Annotated in this window: 17 protein-coding genes; 6 read left to right on the forward strand and 11 right to left on the reverse strand. The window is 69.0% G+C overall.

Translation table 11 applies throughout. From position 1 onward, the window contains the following. Nucleotides 1–39: 39 nt before the first annotated feature. Nucleotides 40–765, reverse strand: a complete 726-nt coding sequence (locus ABT304_RS07105; RefSeq protein WP_350713970.1) for a peptidylprolyl isomerase — start codon at nucleotides 763–765, stop codon at nucleotides 40–42. A gap of 185 nt (nucleotides 766–950) precedes the next feature. On the opposite strand from ABT304_RS07105, the gene ABT304_RS07110 reads away from it, so the two are divergent. Further along, on the forward strand, nucleotides 951–1,421 hold the full coding sequence (locus tag ABT304_RS07110; RefSeq protein ID WP_350713972.1) for a GNAT family N-acetyltransferase: 471 nt from the start codon (nucleotides 951–953) through the stop codon (nucleotides 1,419–1,421). Here ABT304_RS07110 and ABT304_RS07115 read toward each other — a convergent pair. The 7 genes from ABT304_RS07115 to ABT304_RS07145 all read right to left on the reverse strand — a co-directional run bounded on the left by ABT304_RS07115 (nucleotide 1,376) and on the right by ABT304_RS07145 (nucleotide 6,262). Beyond that, nucleotides 1,376–1,903, reverse strand: coding sequence for a DoxX family protein (locus ABT304_RS07115; protein WP_350713973.1), 528 nt, complete (start codon nucleotides 1,901–1,903; stop codon nucleotides 1,376–1,378). The genes ABT304_RS07110 and ABT304_RS07115 overlap by 46 nt on opposite strands. Then, nucleotides 1,900–2,091 carry a hypothetical protein gene (locus tag ABT304_RS07120; RefSeq protein ID WP_160023619.1) on the reverse strand — a complete coding sequence of 64 codons (192 nt, stop codon included), beginning with the start codon at nucleotides 2,089–2,091 and terminating at the stop codon, nucleotides 1,900–1,902. Before ABT304_RS07120 ends, ABT304_RS07115 begins: the two co-directional genes overlap by 4 nt. A 95-nt stretch (nucleotides 2,092–2,186) precedes the next feature. Next, the gene (locus tag ABT304_RS07125) at nucleotides 2,187–3,467 is read right to left on the reverse strand and encodes a CehA/McbA family metallohydrolase (protein WP_350713975.1); all 1,281 of its coding nucleotides are present in this window, start codon (nucleotides 3,465–3,467) and stop codon (nucleotides 2,187–2,189) included. Between the two features lie 89 nt (nucleotides 3,468–3,556). Continuing rightward, nucleotides 3,557–4,681, reverse strand: coding sequence for an endonuclease/exonuclease/phosphatase family protein (locus ABT304_RS07130; protein ID WP_350713977.1), 1,125 nt, complete (start codon nucleotides 4,679–4,681; stop codon nucleotides 3,557–3,559). Between the two features lie 9 nt (nucleotides 4,682–4,690). Beyond that, entirely contained in the window at nucleotides 4,691–5,440 is a 750-nt protein-coding gene (locus ABT304_RS07135) for a VOC family protein (RefSeq protein WP_350713978.1), read from the reverse strand. A 96-nt stretch (nucleotides 5,441–5,536) separates the two neighbouring features. Further along, the gene (locus tag ABT304_RS07140; RefSeq protein WP_160023611.1) at nucleotides 5,537–5,812 is read right to left on the reverse strand and encodes a Fe-S cluster assembly protein HesB; all 276 of its coding nucleotides are present in this window, start codon (nucleotides 5,810–5,812) and stop codon (nucleotides 5,537–5,539) included. Nucleotides 5,813–5,896: 84 nt separating this feature from the next. Continuing rightward, nucleotides 5,897–6,262 (reverse strand): MmcQ/YjbR family DNA-binding protein, encoded by a 366-nt coding sequence (locus ABT304_RS07145; RefSeq protein WP_350713979.1) that lies wholly within the window; start codon nucleotides 6,260–6,262, stop codon nucleotides 5,897–5,899. Nucleotides 6,263–6,413: 151 nt separating this feature from the next. On the opposite strand from ABT304_RS07145, the gene ABT304_RS07150 reads away from it, so the two are divergent. After that, complete coding sequence (locus ABT304_RS07150; protein ID WP_350713980.1) at nucleotides 6,414–6,833, forward strand: SPW repeat protein; 420 nt, start codon at nucleotides 6,414–6,416, stop codon at nucleotides 6,831–6,833. 64 nt (nucleotides 6,834–6,897) lie between these two features. Here ABT304_RS07150 and ABT304_RS07155 read toward each other — a convergent pair whose 3' ends face one another. Next, nucleotides 6,898–7,320, reverse strand: coding sequence for a PPOX class F420-dependent oxidoreductase (locus ABT304_RS07155; protein WP_350713982.1), 423 nt, complete (start codon nucleotides 7,318–7,320; stop codon nucleotides 6,898–6,900). Nucleotides 7,321–7,437: 117 nt separating this feature from the next. Between ABT304_RS07155 and ABT304_RS07160 the strand changes: the two genes are divergently transcribed. The 3 genes from ABT304_RS07160 to ABT304_RS07170 all read left to right on the forward strand — a co-directional run bounded on the left by ABT304_RS07160 (nucleotide 7,438) and on the right by ABT304_RS07170 (nucleotide 10,418). After that, nucleotides 7,438–8,859 carry a serine protease gene (locus ABT304_RS07160; protein ID WP_350713984.1) on the forward strand — a complete coding sequence of 474 codons (1,422 nt, stop codon included), beginning with the start codon at nucleotides 7,438–7,440 and terminating at the stop codon, nucleotides 8,857–8,859. Nucleotides 8,860–8,939: 80 nt separating this feature from the next. Beyond that, the gene (locus ABT304_RS07165) at nucleotides 8,940–9,818 is read left to right on the forward strand and encodes an LLM class F420-dependent oxidoreductase (protein WP_350713986.1); all 879 of its coding nucleotides are present in this window, start codon (nucleotides 8,940–8,942) and stop codon (nucleotides 9,816–9,818) included. A gap of 96 nt (nucleotides 9,819–9,914) precedes the next feature. Next, nucleotides 9,915–10,418: a DUF5994 family protein gene (locus tag ABT304_RS07170; RefSeq protein WP_350713988.1), complete on the forward strand. Its 504-nt coding sequence runs from the start codon at nucleotides 9,915–9,917 to the stop codon at nucleotides 10,416–10,418. Here ABT304_RS07170 and ABT304_RS07175 read toward each other — a convergent pair. Further along, a complete protein-coding gene (locus ABT304_RS07175) occupies nucleotides 10,415–11,911 on the reverse strand; it encodes an acyl-CoA carboxylase subunit beta (RefSeq protein ID WP_350713990.1) in 1,497 nt (498 codons plus the stop codon). The two genes, ABT304_RS07170 and ABT304_RS07175, sit on opposite strands and share 4 nt — an antisense overlap. Nucleotides 11,912–12,050: 139 nt before the next feature. Between ABT304_RS07175 and abmR the strand changes: the two genes are divergently transcribed. Beyond that, entirely contained in the window at nucleotides 12,051–12,563 is a 513-nt protein-coding gene (gene abmR, locus ABT304_RS07180) for an ATP-binding transcription factor AbmR (RefSeq protein WP_350713992.1), read from the forward strand. Between the two features lie 21 nt (nucleotides 12,564–12,584). Here abmR and ABT304_RS07185 read toward each other — a convergent pair whose 3' ends face one another. Further along, nucleotides 12,585–13,088 carry a hypothetical protein gene (locus ABT304_RS07185; RefSeq protein ID WP_350713994.1) on the reverse strand — a complete coding sequence of 168 codons (504 nt, stop codon included), beginning with the start codon at nucleotides 13,086–13,088 and terminating at the stop codon, nucleotides 12,585–12,587. Nucleotides 13,089–13,179 lie beyond the last annotated feature (91 nt).

The raw sequence follows: 13,179 nt of genomic DNA on the forward strand, positions 1-13,179 counted from the left end.
CATCTCGGCCGACGTGCGTGACGCTTCGGCAGGGCTGGATCAGCCGACGGTGATCGTCTCGAACTCGACAGGCGTCTTGGGAGCGCCGGTGCCGTCGGGGCCGGCCTCGCCCACGCCGGCCTCGCCGACCTTCTGGAGGGTCTTGATGGCGGCGTCGTCGAGGGTGCCGAAGACGGTGTAGGCGGGCGGGAGCTGGGTGTCGCCGAAGACCATGAAGAACTGGCTGCCGCCGGAGTTGGGCTGGCCGGTGTTGGCCATCGCGAGGGTGCCGGCGGGGAAGGTGTCGCTGTCCTTGAACTCGTCGGGGATCGTGTAGCCCGGGCCGCCGGTGCCCTGACCGGTCGGGTCGCCGCACTGCAGCAGCTCGAAGCCCGGGTTGGCGCCGAGGCGGTGGCAGCTGGTGCCGTCGTAGTAGTCCTGCGAGGCCAGCGAGAGGAACGAGTTGACCGTGCAGGGCGCCTTGTCGGCGTCGAGGGTGATCGCGAGCGGGCCGACCGAGGTGTTGATGGTGGCGGCGACCTTGCCGGTGTACTGGGCGGTCTTCTCCGGCTGGTCCACCTCCTTGGAGGCGCCCATCGGGTCCTCCACGTAGTCGCAGTCTGTCGAACCGGGCTTCACGATCGACTTCCAGTCGCTGGACTCGCTCGACTTCGGGCCCTTGCTCTCCGCGGCGGGGTCCGAAGCGGACCCGTCGTCGGAACCACAGGCGGAGAGCGTCAGGAGCAGGGCAGCGGCGGCAACGGCCGGGAGCGCACGAGAAGGCATGCCCAGATGCTAGGGGAGCAGCCTGAAGGTTCCCTCGACGGACCCCGCATGGCGATGCCGCCAGCATCGTCCGCCAGCGTTGGGGCTGCGCACTATCGCACACCTTGGTCGTCGGCCGCGATACTGCACCAGCCCCGTCGCACCCGAAAGCCACGACGAGGCAGGGGCTCGGCTACCCTCCAGCCGTGCCTGTGCTTTCCCTGCGTTTCGAGCTCGACGACCTGACCCGGCCCGAGGTGATCCGGCTCCTGGAGGACCACCTCGAGGACATGTACGCCGTGACACCGGCCGAGTCGGTGCACGCGCTCGACCTCGAGGCACTGAAGGTGCCCGAGATCGCGTTCTGGTCGGCCTGGGAGGGCGACGAGCTCGTCGGCTGCGGCGCGCTGAAGTCGCTCGGCGAAGGTGACTACGAGCTCAAGTCGATGCGCACCGCGTCCGCCGCCCGTGGCCGCGGCGTCGCGACCGCGATGCTGCGCCACCTCGTCGAGCAGGCCCGGTCACAGGGAGGGACGCGCGTTCTCCTGGAGACCGGCACCGAAGCCTTCTACGAGCCCGCCCGGCGCCTCTACGCGGGCAACGGCTTCGCCGAGCGCCCGCCGTTCGGCAGCTACGTGCTCGATCCCAACTCGGTCTTCTTCGAGCTCTCGCTGTAGTCGTCGACCGGCGGGGTGTCCCGCCGGAACAGCAGGTCGTCGAGGGCGAGCTTGGTGCGGCGTACGACGATCAGATAGACCGCGATCGCGAGCCAGCCCAGGTCGCGGAGGGTGTCAGCGAGATAGGCGGGATCCGCCGAGGCGCCGCCGCCACCGAAGCAGCCGCAGTCGATGTTGAGCCCGCGCGCCCAGGCCGAGGTGATCCCGATGAGGAACGAGCACAGGCCGAGCGCCGTCGCCACCGCCGCAGTCCGGGTGAACAGCCCGAGGATCAGCAGCGCACCGAGGACGATCTCAGCGATCGGCATCGCGATCGCGTACGCAGGAGCCAGCTGCCACGGCAGCAGCTGGTAGCCGCGCACGGCCTGCTCGGTGATCGCCGGCTCGGGCAGCTTGGCCAGGCCGGCGGCGAGGAACACGAAGCCGAGGTAGAGGCGGCCGGCGAGGCCGATCCAGCCCAACAGATCAGCGCGAGTCCTCATGAGAGCACCACCCAGGAGGTGCGCAGGACGCCGAAGACGACGAACGCCGCCACGACCGCGTAGCCGGCCCACAGCAACGGCGCCGGCGAGACCTCGTCCCTGATCTCACGCCGCACGAACCACACCCCGAGCGCCAGCACGGCCACGGAGACCGCGACCAGCCCGACGACGTACCACACCTCGTTCACATCGCCAGCGTGCCACAGCCGAGGCCTGCAACCACCGCCCGGACGCCCGCCTTCAGCGCATCTTCAGGCTGCGGGCCGGCTTCTCAGGAAACACGTCAGGGTTGCAGCCACCACGGGCTGGTGTAGGCGATGCCCAGGTCATTGCAGGGGTGGCCCTCCGGTCCCGGCGTCGCGTTGGCCTGCGTCGGGTCACTGACCCGCAGCAGCACCCAGTCGCCGTCGTCGAAGGAGACCGGCACCGTGACCGAGACCGGGTCGCCGACGCGGAACGCCACGACGTCGGCCACGACGGGCACCGACGGACCCGGACGCAGCACCTGCAGATGGAGCTCCCGGCCGACCCACTCCTCGTCGCGAGCCAGGTCGAGCGTGAACCGCATGTCGCCGCCACGGCCGGGAACCACCGAGCCCATCCGGTGCTCGACGCCGTCCAGAGCCGCCACGGCGTCGACCCGTAGTCCCGAGGTGCGAGTGGCGAAGAACCGCCGCGCCCGCATCGCCTCGAAGACGCCGGCGCGGTCGTGGGAGCCGACCCACAGCCCGGTACGTCCCTTGCCCTCCGGGTGTCCCCAGTCGGTGCCGTGCTCGTCGGTGACCCCGCTGATCCCGGTGCGCCAGCCGGCGTTGAGGCACTGGCACAGGGGAGAGGTCTTCCCGTCGGCAAAGCCTTCGAACAGATAGTCGTCGCCCCGGTTGAACATCTCCAGCGACACCATCCGCTCCCGCGCCCGCGCGTCGTAGCGGAACTCCTGGAACCGGAACGGCTCGCGCCCGGGATGGTTGAACCCGGCGATCCCGTCGGATCCGCCGTCGATCAGCGGCGTGGAGGGGGAGCGCATCAGCCAGTCGAAGAACGGCCGCATCGCGCCGACGTCGACGATGTCGGTGAAGTGCTCGCTTCCCCACACGTTGATATGACCCAACAACGGCTCGGACCACTCGAAGCCACGGATCGCGGTGAAGGTCCCGTCGGCGTTGGCCGCATCGGCCAGCTCGCGGGTCCGGGACCAGTCCGAGCGGGTGATGCCGCCGAGCTGCTTGTACGCCGCCGGCAGCAGCCCCGCGAGCGCATCACCGAGGATGTGGTCGGAGACCGTGGCATGGTCGGTGAGCGCCGCGACGTCGAGCCCGGCGCTCCGCATCGAGTCGAAGGCGAGGTCAGGGTCGCCGTCGCCGTCCGACATCAGCGTGTGGTTGTGAAGGTCGGCATGGACCAGCGTCGTCCCGGACGAGAGCCGCGACAGCCGGCTCGCCCCGACGCCGGCCCGAGCGGTCGCCGAGGCCGCCGCACCCGTGAACGACGAGGACATCGACGCCAGCAGGAGCCCCGCTCCCGCAGCGCCCAGCGCCGTGCGCCGCGTGAGCGGCCTGCTCATCGACCGAAGAGTCCCGTGCTGCTGTCCGTGTCCGAGGCACATGGCCCCTATTTCACGCAGATCCCAGCGGCGTACGGGAGGCTTTCAGATCACAGGTCGGTGAAGTCGGCGTAGAGACAGGCGTGGTCTGAGGCCGCGTGCTGCTCCGCGGTCAGCGTCGGGAACAGGTCCCAGGGATCCTTGGTCCGCGGCCCGTGCCACACGCCCTTGCGGAAGACGCCGCCCCCGGTCTGCTTCGCGCGCAGCGCGGGGGAGAGGAGCAGGTAGTCGATCTTGGCGTCCTCGTTGCCGGAACCGTACGTTCCGCGCCGGTGATTCCAGTCCCAGTTCGCGTGCTCGCTGGCATCCACGAGCCCAGAGACGGACAACAGTGGCTCCAACGATCCGCCGGCGGGGGAGTCGTTGAGGTCGCCGGCGACACAGACGTGCTCGATCCCCTCCTCGAGCAGTCCCCGATAGATCTCCGCGACCCGCTTCGCCTGCCGGCCGCGCCGCTTGGCGCCGAGCGGGTCGCCCTTCTCCGAGTAGCCCTTGGACTTGAAGTGGTTGGCGAGGACCACGATCCGTGCGCCGCTGGGAGCGTCGAGGTGATACTCGCAGCAGTCGCGGGAGAAGATCACACCCTCCTCGTCGCGGTCGAAGATGTGGGTACGCAGCTGCGCCAGGCGATAGCCGTCGCCGACCATCACGCCGACGTCGATGCCGCGCTCGTCGTTGCCCTCCACGACCATCACCTGCTCGTACGCCTCGGCGCCGACCTCGGGCAACAGCGTCTGGGAGAACATGTGCAGCCCCGGCCGGTCGTCGGCCTCGACGACCACCGCGACCTCGGCCCGCAGCTCGGCGAAGACGCGCGCGGTGTTCTCGGTCGCGACCTCGTCGACGGCGATGGTCTTGAGCTCGACGAACCCAACCCAGTCGTTGCGTCCCTTCGCGACCAGCTCCACCGGCCCCGAGCGCGGGCGTTTGAGCAGTTTGCCGCGCATCTTCCGCAGCCGCGCGAACTCGCCCTCGTCGCTCTTCAGAAGCCCCAGTTTCTCGAGGTTGTCCAGGATCTCCTGCTCATCGCCCTGATAGCTGGGCTGGGCGAGAAGCGTGGAGACGCGGGCGTGAGCGGTCAGGACCGCTCGCCGCGTCGTGGCATCGGCCTCGTCGGCGTCCATCGCCTTCGGCCGGGCGAAGAGGTTCTCGACGTTGAACGATGCGAGCCGCATCTCCCCAGGTTAGGCCACTCGACCGGTCACCGGGTCGCGATCTGTGAGGCAGTAGATCTGCCCGTACGGCGCGCGCATCACCGTCCACCACTCGAAGACGCCGAGGGTGTCGGCGCCGAGCGCCTCGTGACGGCAGGTCTCCGAGGCACGGTTGGCGACCGCGACGTCGGGGTGCGCCCCGACCTCACCGTCCTCGTCGTCGAGCCGCTGCAGGAGGATCCGGAGCCCGCCATGCGGATCGGGGTCGGCGAGGCGTACGAACTCGGGGGCCTTGGCCGGCTCGGGAGTCCGCCCGGTGACCGCGGCCCAGAAAGCGACCTCCTCGTCCCAGCGGGAGCGAGGGATGTCGATGCACACCTGGTCGAGCACCCGCTCCGGCTCCGAGCGCGCGAAGCGCGGCTGGGACTCCTCGCCGAGCGAGTGGCAGAAGAGCATGCCGCCGGGGGAGCGCATCACCGGAACCCCGTCGTACGTCCAGGCCGGAGTCGCGCCGTGCGACACCGACCGCTCCACCGCTGCCTCACGGTCGGCGGCATCGAGGTCGACGTGGATCCGTGGTTCGCCGTCGTCGAGGGCCTGCATCTTCAGCCAGGAATCGCCCGTCTGCGGTACGAGCGTGACGAACTGACCGTCCTCGCCCCTCGGCGGCGAGATCGCCCATCCGGTCGCCGCGGACCAGAATCCGAGCGCCTCCTCCCATCGTTCCCGTGGGACGTCGAGGAAGAGGTGGAACCAGGCAGGTGCGCCAGTGGAGCTCATGCCCGCGACCCTACGCGTGCGATAAGGCGGATGTGGTCGAAAACGACGTACGCCGGGGTGCACCGCGGCTGCGGCACACCCCGGCGTAGCGCGGGATCAGCCTTGCTGGGAGATCCCGAACTGGACGTTGCCGGAGGCATCCATCCCGGCGTCGAGGATCTTGTCGTCGAGCTCGGCGGCAGCGCCCTGGTCGAGGAAGACCCGCGCACCCTCCTGCTCGATGACCTGGTCCTCCGCCTCGGCGGTCGGGACGAGAGCGGCGCTCAATGCGCCGTCCGGTTCTGTGTTGGAGGCGAGCCGGAGGCCGGCGCCCTGGGCCTGCTCGGAGATCGAGCGGACGATGGTGGTGGCGTTCTCGGTCAGCTGAAGCATGTCGAGATCTTCCATGGTTGGGTACGGAGTACCCGCTCCACCATTCCTCACAGATCGGCCCCGTTCAAGCCCGGCATGCCGCGCTCAGGCGTCCCAGCCCTCCGGACGGAGCTTCTTCGGGAGCTTCGAGACGACCGTGGCGTACGACTCGTCGACCGCCTCCAGGATCTCCTCGTCCGGGATCGCGCCACCCCAGGCGAGGTCGTTCCAGCCCGAGCGGCCGACGTAGCCGGTGACGGTCACATCGTCGGGATAGCGCAGCAGCCACTCGTCCGCGATCTCCCGGGACGGCCCGCACTTCAGCCCCACTCTCGCGTCGCCGAGGAAGGCGAAGATCTTGCCGCGCTCACCCGGCCCGACCTTGATCACCGGGTGCTCGTGATCCCACGGGTTGTCCGGCCAGGCACCTGGTTTGGTGAGGCAGTAGGCCTGCAGCGACGTCACGTCCATGGCGACCATGGTGCCACCGCTGGAGGCTGCCCGGGGCCGCGATTTCGGGTGGGTCAATTGCCGCTTGGCGGGCATAGAATTGATCGCGAGGACAGTCGTTCTTCCTTTGGCATGGGGCTGAGGAGGTGAAAAACAAATGTCGTCTGAACACATGTCCATTCAGGAACATCCCGACATCGCGGCGCTCCGAGACCGGTTCGATCTGACCGGCTCCTCCGCCACCGCTCAGGTGGTCGACGGTGTCACGATGATGGCCGGTCTCTATCTGGCCATATCTCCGTGGGTCGTGGGCTTCAACACCACGGCATCACCACTGATGGTCAGCAACCTGATCATCGGCCTCGCTGTCGCTCTGCTGGCGCTCGGGTTCGCGTCGGCGTTCGGCCGCACACACGGTCTGGCCTGGACCGTCCCGCTCATGGGTGCATGGGCGATCGTCTCGCCGTGGCTCATGAACGGCGTCGACACCACCGCTGGAATGATCGCCTCCAACGTGATCGTCGGAGCCGTCATCATGCTGTGCGGACTCGGTGCGTCCGGGTTCGGCACGTTGTTCAATCCGCGTAGGTAGGCCCCGCGGAACCGTCACCGACCGGCCGAGCGAGCAGCGCTCGGCCGGCCCTCCGTCGGCCGGATCAGCCGATGTCGGCGCCGTAGACCTTCGTCACGGCGATGGTGATGAGCACCCGGCGGTCCGTGACCATCACGTGGCGATACTCGTCCCAGTCGGGGTGCTCGCCGGCCCCACGCCGGTAGTAGTCGACGAGCGCGTCGACCTCCGGGCTGCCGGGGGAGGCGCCGGGCCCGGTCAGCCTGACCGTGCCCTCGGCCGTCGCCCAGGACCGCCCTCCGGGACCGTCGACCTCGATCGCCGCCCGCGGGTCGCGGCGGAGGTTCTTGGTCTTCACCAGCCCCTCCCGAGTGGAGATCAGGATCTCGCTGCGCTCGCGGTCGTAGAACTGCCATACCGGCGAGAGCTGTGGCAGCCCGTTGGACTTGATCGTGGCCAGGATCCCGTGGCGGGTCGTGGCGAGAAGCTCGTGCGCGTCGAACGTCATGTCGAGCCGAACGCACCGCGGTGCGACTTCCTTCCCCGAGAACGCCTCCGGAATTCGGAGGTGCCCGGCGCGGAGACCGGCTAGGTTGCCGAGGACCCGCACCGAAGGAGACCCCACATGCGTGCATTGATCGGCCGGATTCTGGTGGCGATGGGGCTGGCATCCCTGCTCCTCGTCACACCCGCCAACCCCGTCGCAGCCGCCGAGGACGACATCCTCGACCGCCTGCTCGCCATCGAAGGCGTCAGCCTGATCCAGGAGAAGCCCGTCCAGGGCTACCGCTACTTCGTCCTGAACTTCACCCAGCCGGTCGACCACCGCCGGCCCGACGGTGACACCTTCCAGCAGCGGTTCACCGTGCTGCACAAGGACACCGCCCGCCCCACGGTGTTCCAGACCAGCGGCTACAACGTCTCGACCAACCCCGGCCGCAGCGAGCCCACCCGCATCATCGACGGCAACCAGGTCTCGATGGAATACCGGTTCTTCACCCCGTCGCGGCCCGACCCGGCCGACTGGGACGACCTCGACATCTGGCAGGCCGCCAGCGACCAGCACGCCATCTTCAAGGCGCTGAAGCCGATCTACTCCGCCAACTGGCTCGCCACCGGCGGCTCCAAGGGCGGCATGACCGCGACCTACTTCGAGCGGTTCTATCCCCGTGACATGGACGGCATCGTCGCCTACGTCGCGCCGAACGACGTGGTCAACCGCGAGGACTCCGCCTACGACGAGTTCTTCGCCTCCGTCGGCACCGAGGACTGCCGCGACCGGCTCAACGGCGTCCAGCGCGAGGCGCTCGTCCGCCGCGAGGCGCTCAAGGCGAAGTACGCCGAGCTGGCAGCAGCCGAGGGCTACACCTTCGACACCGTGGGCAGCCTGGACGCTGCGTACGAGATGGTCGTGCTCGACTACGTCTGGGCCTTCTGGCAGTACGCCGGCACCACCCAGTGCGCGAGCATCCCCGCCGACGCCGCGACCGCCAGCGACCAGGCCATCTGGGACTCGATCGACTACTACTCGGGCTTCGGCTTCTACACCGACCAGGGCCTGAGCCCCTACACGCCCTACTACTACCAGGCCGGCACCGAGCTCGGTGCGCCGACGATCGGCTTCCCGCACATCGAGGACGAGCTGATCCGATACGGCTACCAGCCGCCGCGCAGCTTCGTCCCGCGCGAGATCGACATGCGGTTCGACCCGTCCGCGATGCGTGACGTCGACTCCTGGGTGCGCAAGCACGCCAACCAGATGCTCTTCGTCTACGGCGAGGCCGACCCGTGGGGTGCCGAGCGCTTCCGCCCGGGCATCTTCGCCAAGGACTCCTACGTCTTCACGGCGCCGGGGATGAACCACGGTGCCAATGTGGCCGGCCTGGTCGCCGACGAGCGCGAGCTCGCCACCGCCCGGATCCTGGAGTGGGCCGGCGTGGCGACCGCCGCGGTCGAGGCCGACGCGTCGAAGGCGAAGCCGCTGGCCACCTACGACGCCAAGCTCGACAAGCATGACCTGCGTCAGGAGCGGCGCATGCGGCCGTAGGTGAACAACGGGCCAGAAGGAGTGGTTTGAACGAAATCGCCCTTGTCTTCGAGCGCGCTCGAAGACATAGCGTCTGAGGTATGGATCTTGGACTCCACTACTTCACGTTCACCCACCCCGAGTGGGAGACCACGCTCGCCGACAAGCTGACCGAGACGGCCCGGATCGCAGACGAGGGCGGCGTCGACCTGCTCACCGTCATGGACCACTGGTTCCAGATGGAGCAGGCCGGCGGCCCCTTCGAGCCGATGCTCGAGGGCTACACCACGCTGGGCTACCTGGCCGGGATCACCGACAACGTACGTCTCAGCCTGCTCGTCACCGGCGTGACCTACCGCCACCCCGGACAGCTGGCCAAGATCGTCACCACGCTCGACCGGCTCTCCGGCGGCCGTGCGCTGCTGGGCATCGGGGCGGCGTGGTACGAGCGTGAGCACCAGGGGCTCGGCGTGCCGTACCCGTCGACGGCCGAGCGGTTCGAGCGCCTGGAGGAGACCCTGGAGATCTGCCGCCAGATGTGGTCGGAGAACGACGGGGCCTACCAGGGCAAGCACTACCAGCTCGCCGAGACGATCTCGCTCCCGCAGCCGGTCAACGGAACGGTCCCGGTCCTGATCGGCGGCGGAGGCGAGAAGAAGACGCTGCGCCTGGTCGCGAAGTACGGACAGGGCACCAACCTCTTCGGCGGCCCCGGCCCCGAGGCGGTCGAGTCCGTCCGGCACAAGCTCGAGGTGCTCCGCGGCCACTGCGACAACCTCGGCACCGACTACGACGCGATCGAGAAGACGATCCTCTTCCAGGGCCCCTCGGTCGAGGACCCGGACGCCTTCTTGAAGTCGATGGAGGAGTACGCCGCCCTGGGCGTCACGCTGGTCGGGCTGATGCCGACGCCCTACGCCGACCCGGTGCCGTGGACCACCTCGCTCGTGGATCTGGTGCCGCGGCTGAAGGAGATCTAGGAAGCGAGGTCTCGTAGGCCGGCGCCGTACACTTGTTCTAACCACACTGCCGGCCGGACTCGTCGAGTCCGCAGGGCAGCACGAAAGGTGGGCGTCATGACGACGTCACCGACAGAAGAGCTTCCGACCGCCGTTCGTGTCGGACTCCGGCTCCGCCTCGACAACAGCTTCAGCTCCGGGCCGCTCGACGGGGCCTGGTGGCCGCAGTCTCGCGACCTGCAGGACGAGGCCGCCGACCTGATCGACCACTTCCCCCATCCCGTCGGCCGGATCTCGCGGCTGTTGTTCTCCCGGCCCGACTGGGACTCGGTCCCGGGAGAACCGAGCGTCCGCAAGATCCGTGCCGCCCGCGGGATCGTGAAGATCGGCTCGTTCCCCTCCGACGACACCCACCTCGTCGTGCTGTCGATGGCCACCGGCGACCGGCTGCGCCTGCTGGTGGTGCCTCACGACACCGCCCCCGAGCGCGCCGAGAAGATCATGGCTCAGGCGGCCGACGACCGGAACACCTACGGCCCTGCGCAGCTGCTCGGTCTCAATGGTCCCGACCAGAGCCAGATCGGCCAGCAGATCTGGGACAACGACGGCGGAGTCTCCTAGGCCCGGCGTAGCGTCGCGGCGATGACGCTGCGGGTCTCGGCGGGATCGATGACGTCGTCGATCTCGAACATCCGTGCGGCGTTGAGCGCGCTGGCCTGCTTGCGGTACTCCTCGGTGAGCGCGGCGACCCGCTGCTCACGCTCGTCCTCGGGCAGCTCAGCGAGCTCGGCGGCCATGGAGAGGCGCACCGCACCCTCCAGGCCCATCGGGCCGAGGTGGGCGTCGGGCCAGGCGACGGTGAGCAGCGGGCGGTGGGTGCTGCCGCCGAGCATCGCCTGCGCGCCGAGCCCGTAGCCGCGGCGCAGGATCACTCCGACCAGCGGGGTCGTCAGCTGTGCGCCGGCGACGACCATGCGGGACGCGTGCCGGACCAGGCCGCCGCGTTCGGCCTCCGGGCCGACCATGAACCCCGGGGTGTCGACCAGCGAGACCACCGGGAGGCCCCAGCGCTCGCACAGCGCGAGGAAGTCGGCGGCCTTGACCGACGCCTCGCTGGTGAGCGCTCCGGCAAGGTGGGTCGACTGGTTGGCGATCACGCCGACCGCGATCCCGTCGATCCGTGCCAGCGCGGTCACGAGCTCGGGTGAGAACCCCTCGCGGAGCCAGGTCACCGAGTCGATGTCGGCGAGGGCCTCGACGACCGGACGTACGTCGAAGGCCTCGCGGTCGTTGTGGGGGAGGAGCGTTCGCAGATCGGCCTGGTCGCCGGCCTCGCCGCCGTCGGCGGCCGGCTCGAGGTAGGAGAGGATGCTGCGTACCGCCTCGACTGCTGCCGCCTCGTCCTCGACGAGCAGATCGATGACGCCGTTGGCGGTCTGGTCCTCGACCGGTCCGATCTCCTTGGGCGCGAAGCTGCCGAGCCCGCCGCCGGCGACCATCGCCGGCCCGGCCATGCCGAGATTGGCGTCCGGGGTGGCGATGCGGACGTCGGCACAGCCGGCCAGGACCGCGTTGCCGGCGAAGCACCGTCCGGAGACGACGGCGATCCGCGGTACGACGCCCTCGAGCTCACCCCAGAGCGCGAACGAGCCGACGTCGAGCGCGGAGACCAGCGGGATGTCCGTGTCACCGGGGCGACCGCCGCCGCCCTCGGTGAAGAAGACCGCCGGCAGCCGCATCCGCCCGATGACCTCGATCAGCCGGTCGGACTTGCGATGCCCGCGCATCCCTTGCGTGCCGGCCATGACCAGGTAGTCGTAGGAGAGCACCGCGCACGGCTTCCCGGCGACAGTAGCGGTCCCGCCGACGATCCCGTCGGCGGGCGTCTCGACGACCAGCTCGGCCAGGTCACGGCGGCGTTCCTGGGCCGCGGTGATGAACCTCCCGTACTCGACGAACGAGCCCGGATCGACCAGATCGGCGATGTTCTCCCGAGCCGTGCGCCGCCCCTTGGCGTGCCACCGGGCGACCTTGTCGGATCGCGCCGCGTCCGTCGTCAGGAAGCGGCGGGCGTGGAGCTCGGTCAGTCCCGTGGCAGGCGTCTCGTCGGTCACGGGCACATGGTGCCATGCGCGTCAGTGACGACAGACGGCGTTCCGGTGACGATCGGGAAGGCATGGTGGGCGTCTCGAGCACCGTACGGCAGCTGCCGGCGCCCTTGAATTCTTCGGCCTCGCGAGTAAGCATGATTACATGCTTACAACTGAGTTGCGCGGGTGGTTCACCGGACGACTGCCCGATGGTGTGTACGACGAGATCGTCGATGTCGTGGTCGACCGCGAGGAGATCACCGTCGTCGGAAGGATCAAGGAGCCGAAGACAGCCGAGGGCGCTTCGGACGAGGAGAAGGCCGCCGCCTACGAAGGGCGGGCGAGCGAGTTTCGTGAGCGCACCCGTGAGGACCGGATGGCCGTCGCGCGGCAGGCCGAGCGTCGGTTCGACCGGAAGGTCTCCTGGGGCGTGGAGATCGGGGGAGAGCGGCACATGTTCACCACCGTCTCCGCGCCGGTGATGACCCGGCTGCGTCAGCCCGAGCGCGCGGTGCTAGACCTGCTCGTCTCCGGCGGCGTCGCCCGGAGTCGGAGCGATGCGCTCGGCTGGTGCGTGAAGCTCGTCCAGCAGCACTCGAGCGAGTGGCTCGAGGAGCTCCAGCAGTCGCTGGTCAACGTCGAGCGGGTGCGCGCGAACGGTCCCGACAAGGGCTGAGGCGAGCCGTGAACCGGATCGTCAGTCGACCGGTTGGCCGAAGGAGAACGTGCCCGGGACGGTGATGGTCGCCAGGGTGTCCTCGTCGGTGACCGAGATGTTCGACCACGTCGACACCGTGTGCACTGCCTTCTGTCCGTTGGGGCAGTCGAGAACCGTGCTGGGCGCGGGTGCGGTCACCGTCAGGGAGCCGGTCACGTTGCCGTTCCTGGCGGCCTTGAACTCTCCGGACTTCGAGTAGTCACCGCTGATCGCGGTCTTCTTCGGGTCGTCCGGGTTGTGGCCACCTCGGTTGACGCACTGATAGGTCGCGTCGAGGTGAGCGGTGACGGTGATCGTCTCGACCGCACCGCTCTCGAGGCCGGCCTCCTTGAAGGCGACGGTGACGGAGGTCAGATCCGCGTCGGTGACCTTGGTCAGGTGCTTGATGAAGTGCGGGCTGCCGCCCGCTAGGGCCGGTGCAGCGGCCAGGACCGTCGCAGAAGCGGCTGCGGCGATCGCGGTGAAGATGCTGTGGATGCGCATGCTCATGTCCCCCGTAGATGACGTGTCCCAGCGCAGTTGCCGGACGCTGTGGAGTGTTTCAGATCGAATCGACAGGCATCCATAGCCTGTT

This window comes from Nocardioides sp. NPDC000445, from assembly GCF_040300245.1.
Classification (GTDB): domain Bacteria; phylum Actinomycetota; class Actinomycetes; order Propionibacteriales; family Nocardioidaceae; genus Nocardioides.

Coding starts and splice junctions, on each gene's coding strand:
- ABT304_RS07105 (WP_350713970.1), bottom strand. CDS start 765: ATGCCTTCTCGTGCGCTCCCGGCCGTTGCCGCCGCTGCCCTGCTCCTG.
- ABT304_RS07115 (WP_350713973.1), bottom strand. CDS start 1,903: ATGAGGACTCGCGCTGATCTGTTGGGCTGGATCGGCCTCGCCGGCCGC.
- ABT304_RS07125 (WP_350713975.1), bottom strand. CDS start 3,467: ATGAGCAGGCCGCTCACGCGGCGCACGGCGCTGGGCGCTGCGGGAGCG.
- ABT304_RS07130 (WP_350713977.1), bottom strand. CDS start 4,681: ATGCGGCTCGCATCGTTCAACGTCGAGAACCTCTTCGCCCGGCCGAAG.
- ABT304_RS07135 (WP_350713978.1), bottom strand. CDS start 5,440: ATGAGCTCCACTGGCGCACCTGCCTGGTTCCACCTCTTCCTCGACGTC.
- ABT304_RS07140 (WP_160023611.1), bottom strand. CDS start 5,812: ATGCTTCAGCTGACCGAGAACGCCACCACCATCGTCCGCTCGATCTCC.
- ABT304_RS07145 (WP_350713979.1), bottom strand. CDS start 6,262: ATGGACGTGACGTCGCTGCAGGCCTACTGCCTCACCAAACCAGGTGCC.
- ABT304_RS07150 (WP_350713980.1), top strand. CDS start 6,414: ATGTCCATTCAGGAACATCCCGACATCGCGGCGCTCCGAGACCGGTTC.
- ABT304_RS07155 (WP_350713982.1), bottom strand. CDS start 7,320: ATGACGTTCGACGCGCACGAGCTTCTCGCCACGACCCGCCACGGGATC.
- ABT304_RS07160 (WP_350713984.1), top strand. CDS start 7,438: ATGCGTGCATTGATCGGCCGGATTCTGGTGGCGATGGGGCTGGCATCC.
- ABT304_RS07165 (WP_350713986.1), top strand. CDS start 8,940: ATGGATCTTGGACTCCACTACTTCACGTTCACCCACCCCGAGTGGGAG.
- ABT304_RS07170 (WP_350713988.1), top strand. CDS start 9,915: ATGACGACGTCACCGACAGAAGAGCTTCCGACCGCCGTTCGTGTCGGA.
- abmR (WP_350713992.1), top strand. CDS start 12,051: ATGCTTACAACTGAGTTGCGCGGGTGGTTCACCGGACGACTGCCCGAT.
- ABT304_RS07185 (WP_350713994.1), bottom strand. CDS start 13,088: ATGCGCATCCACAGCATCTTCACCGCGATCGCCGCAGCCGCTTCTGCG.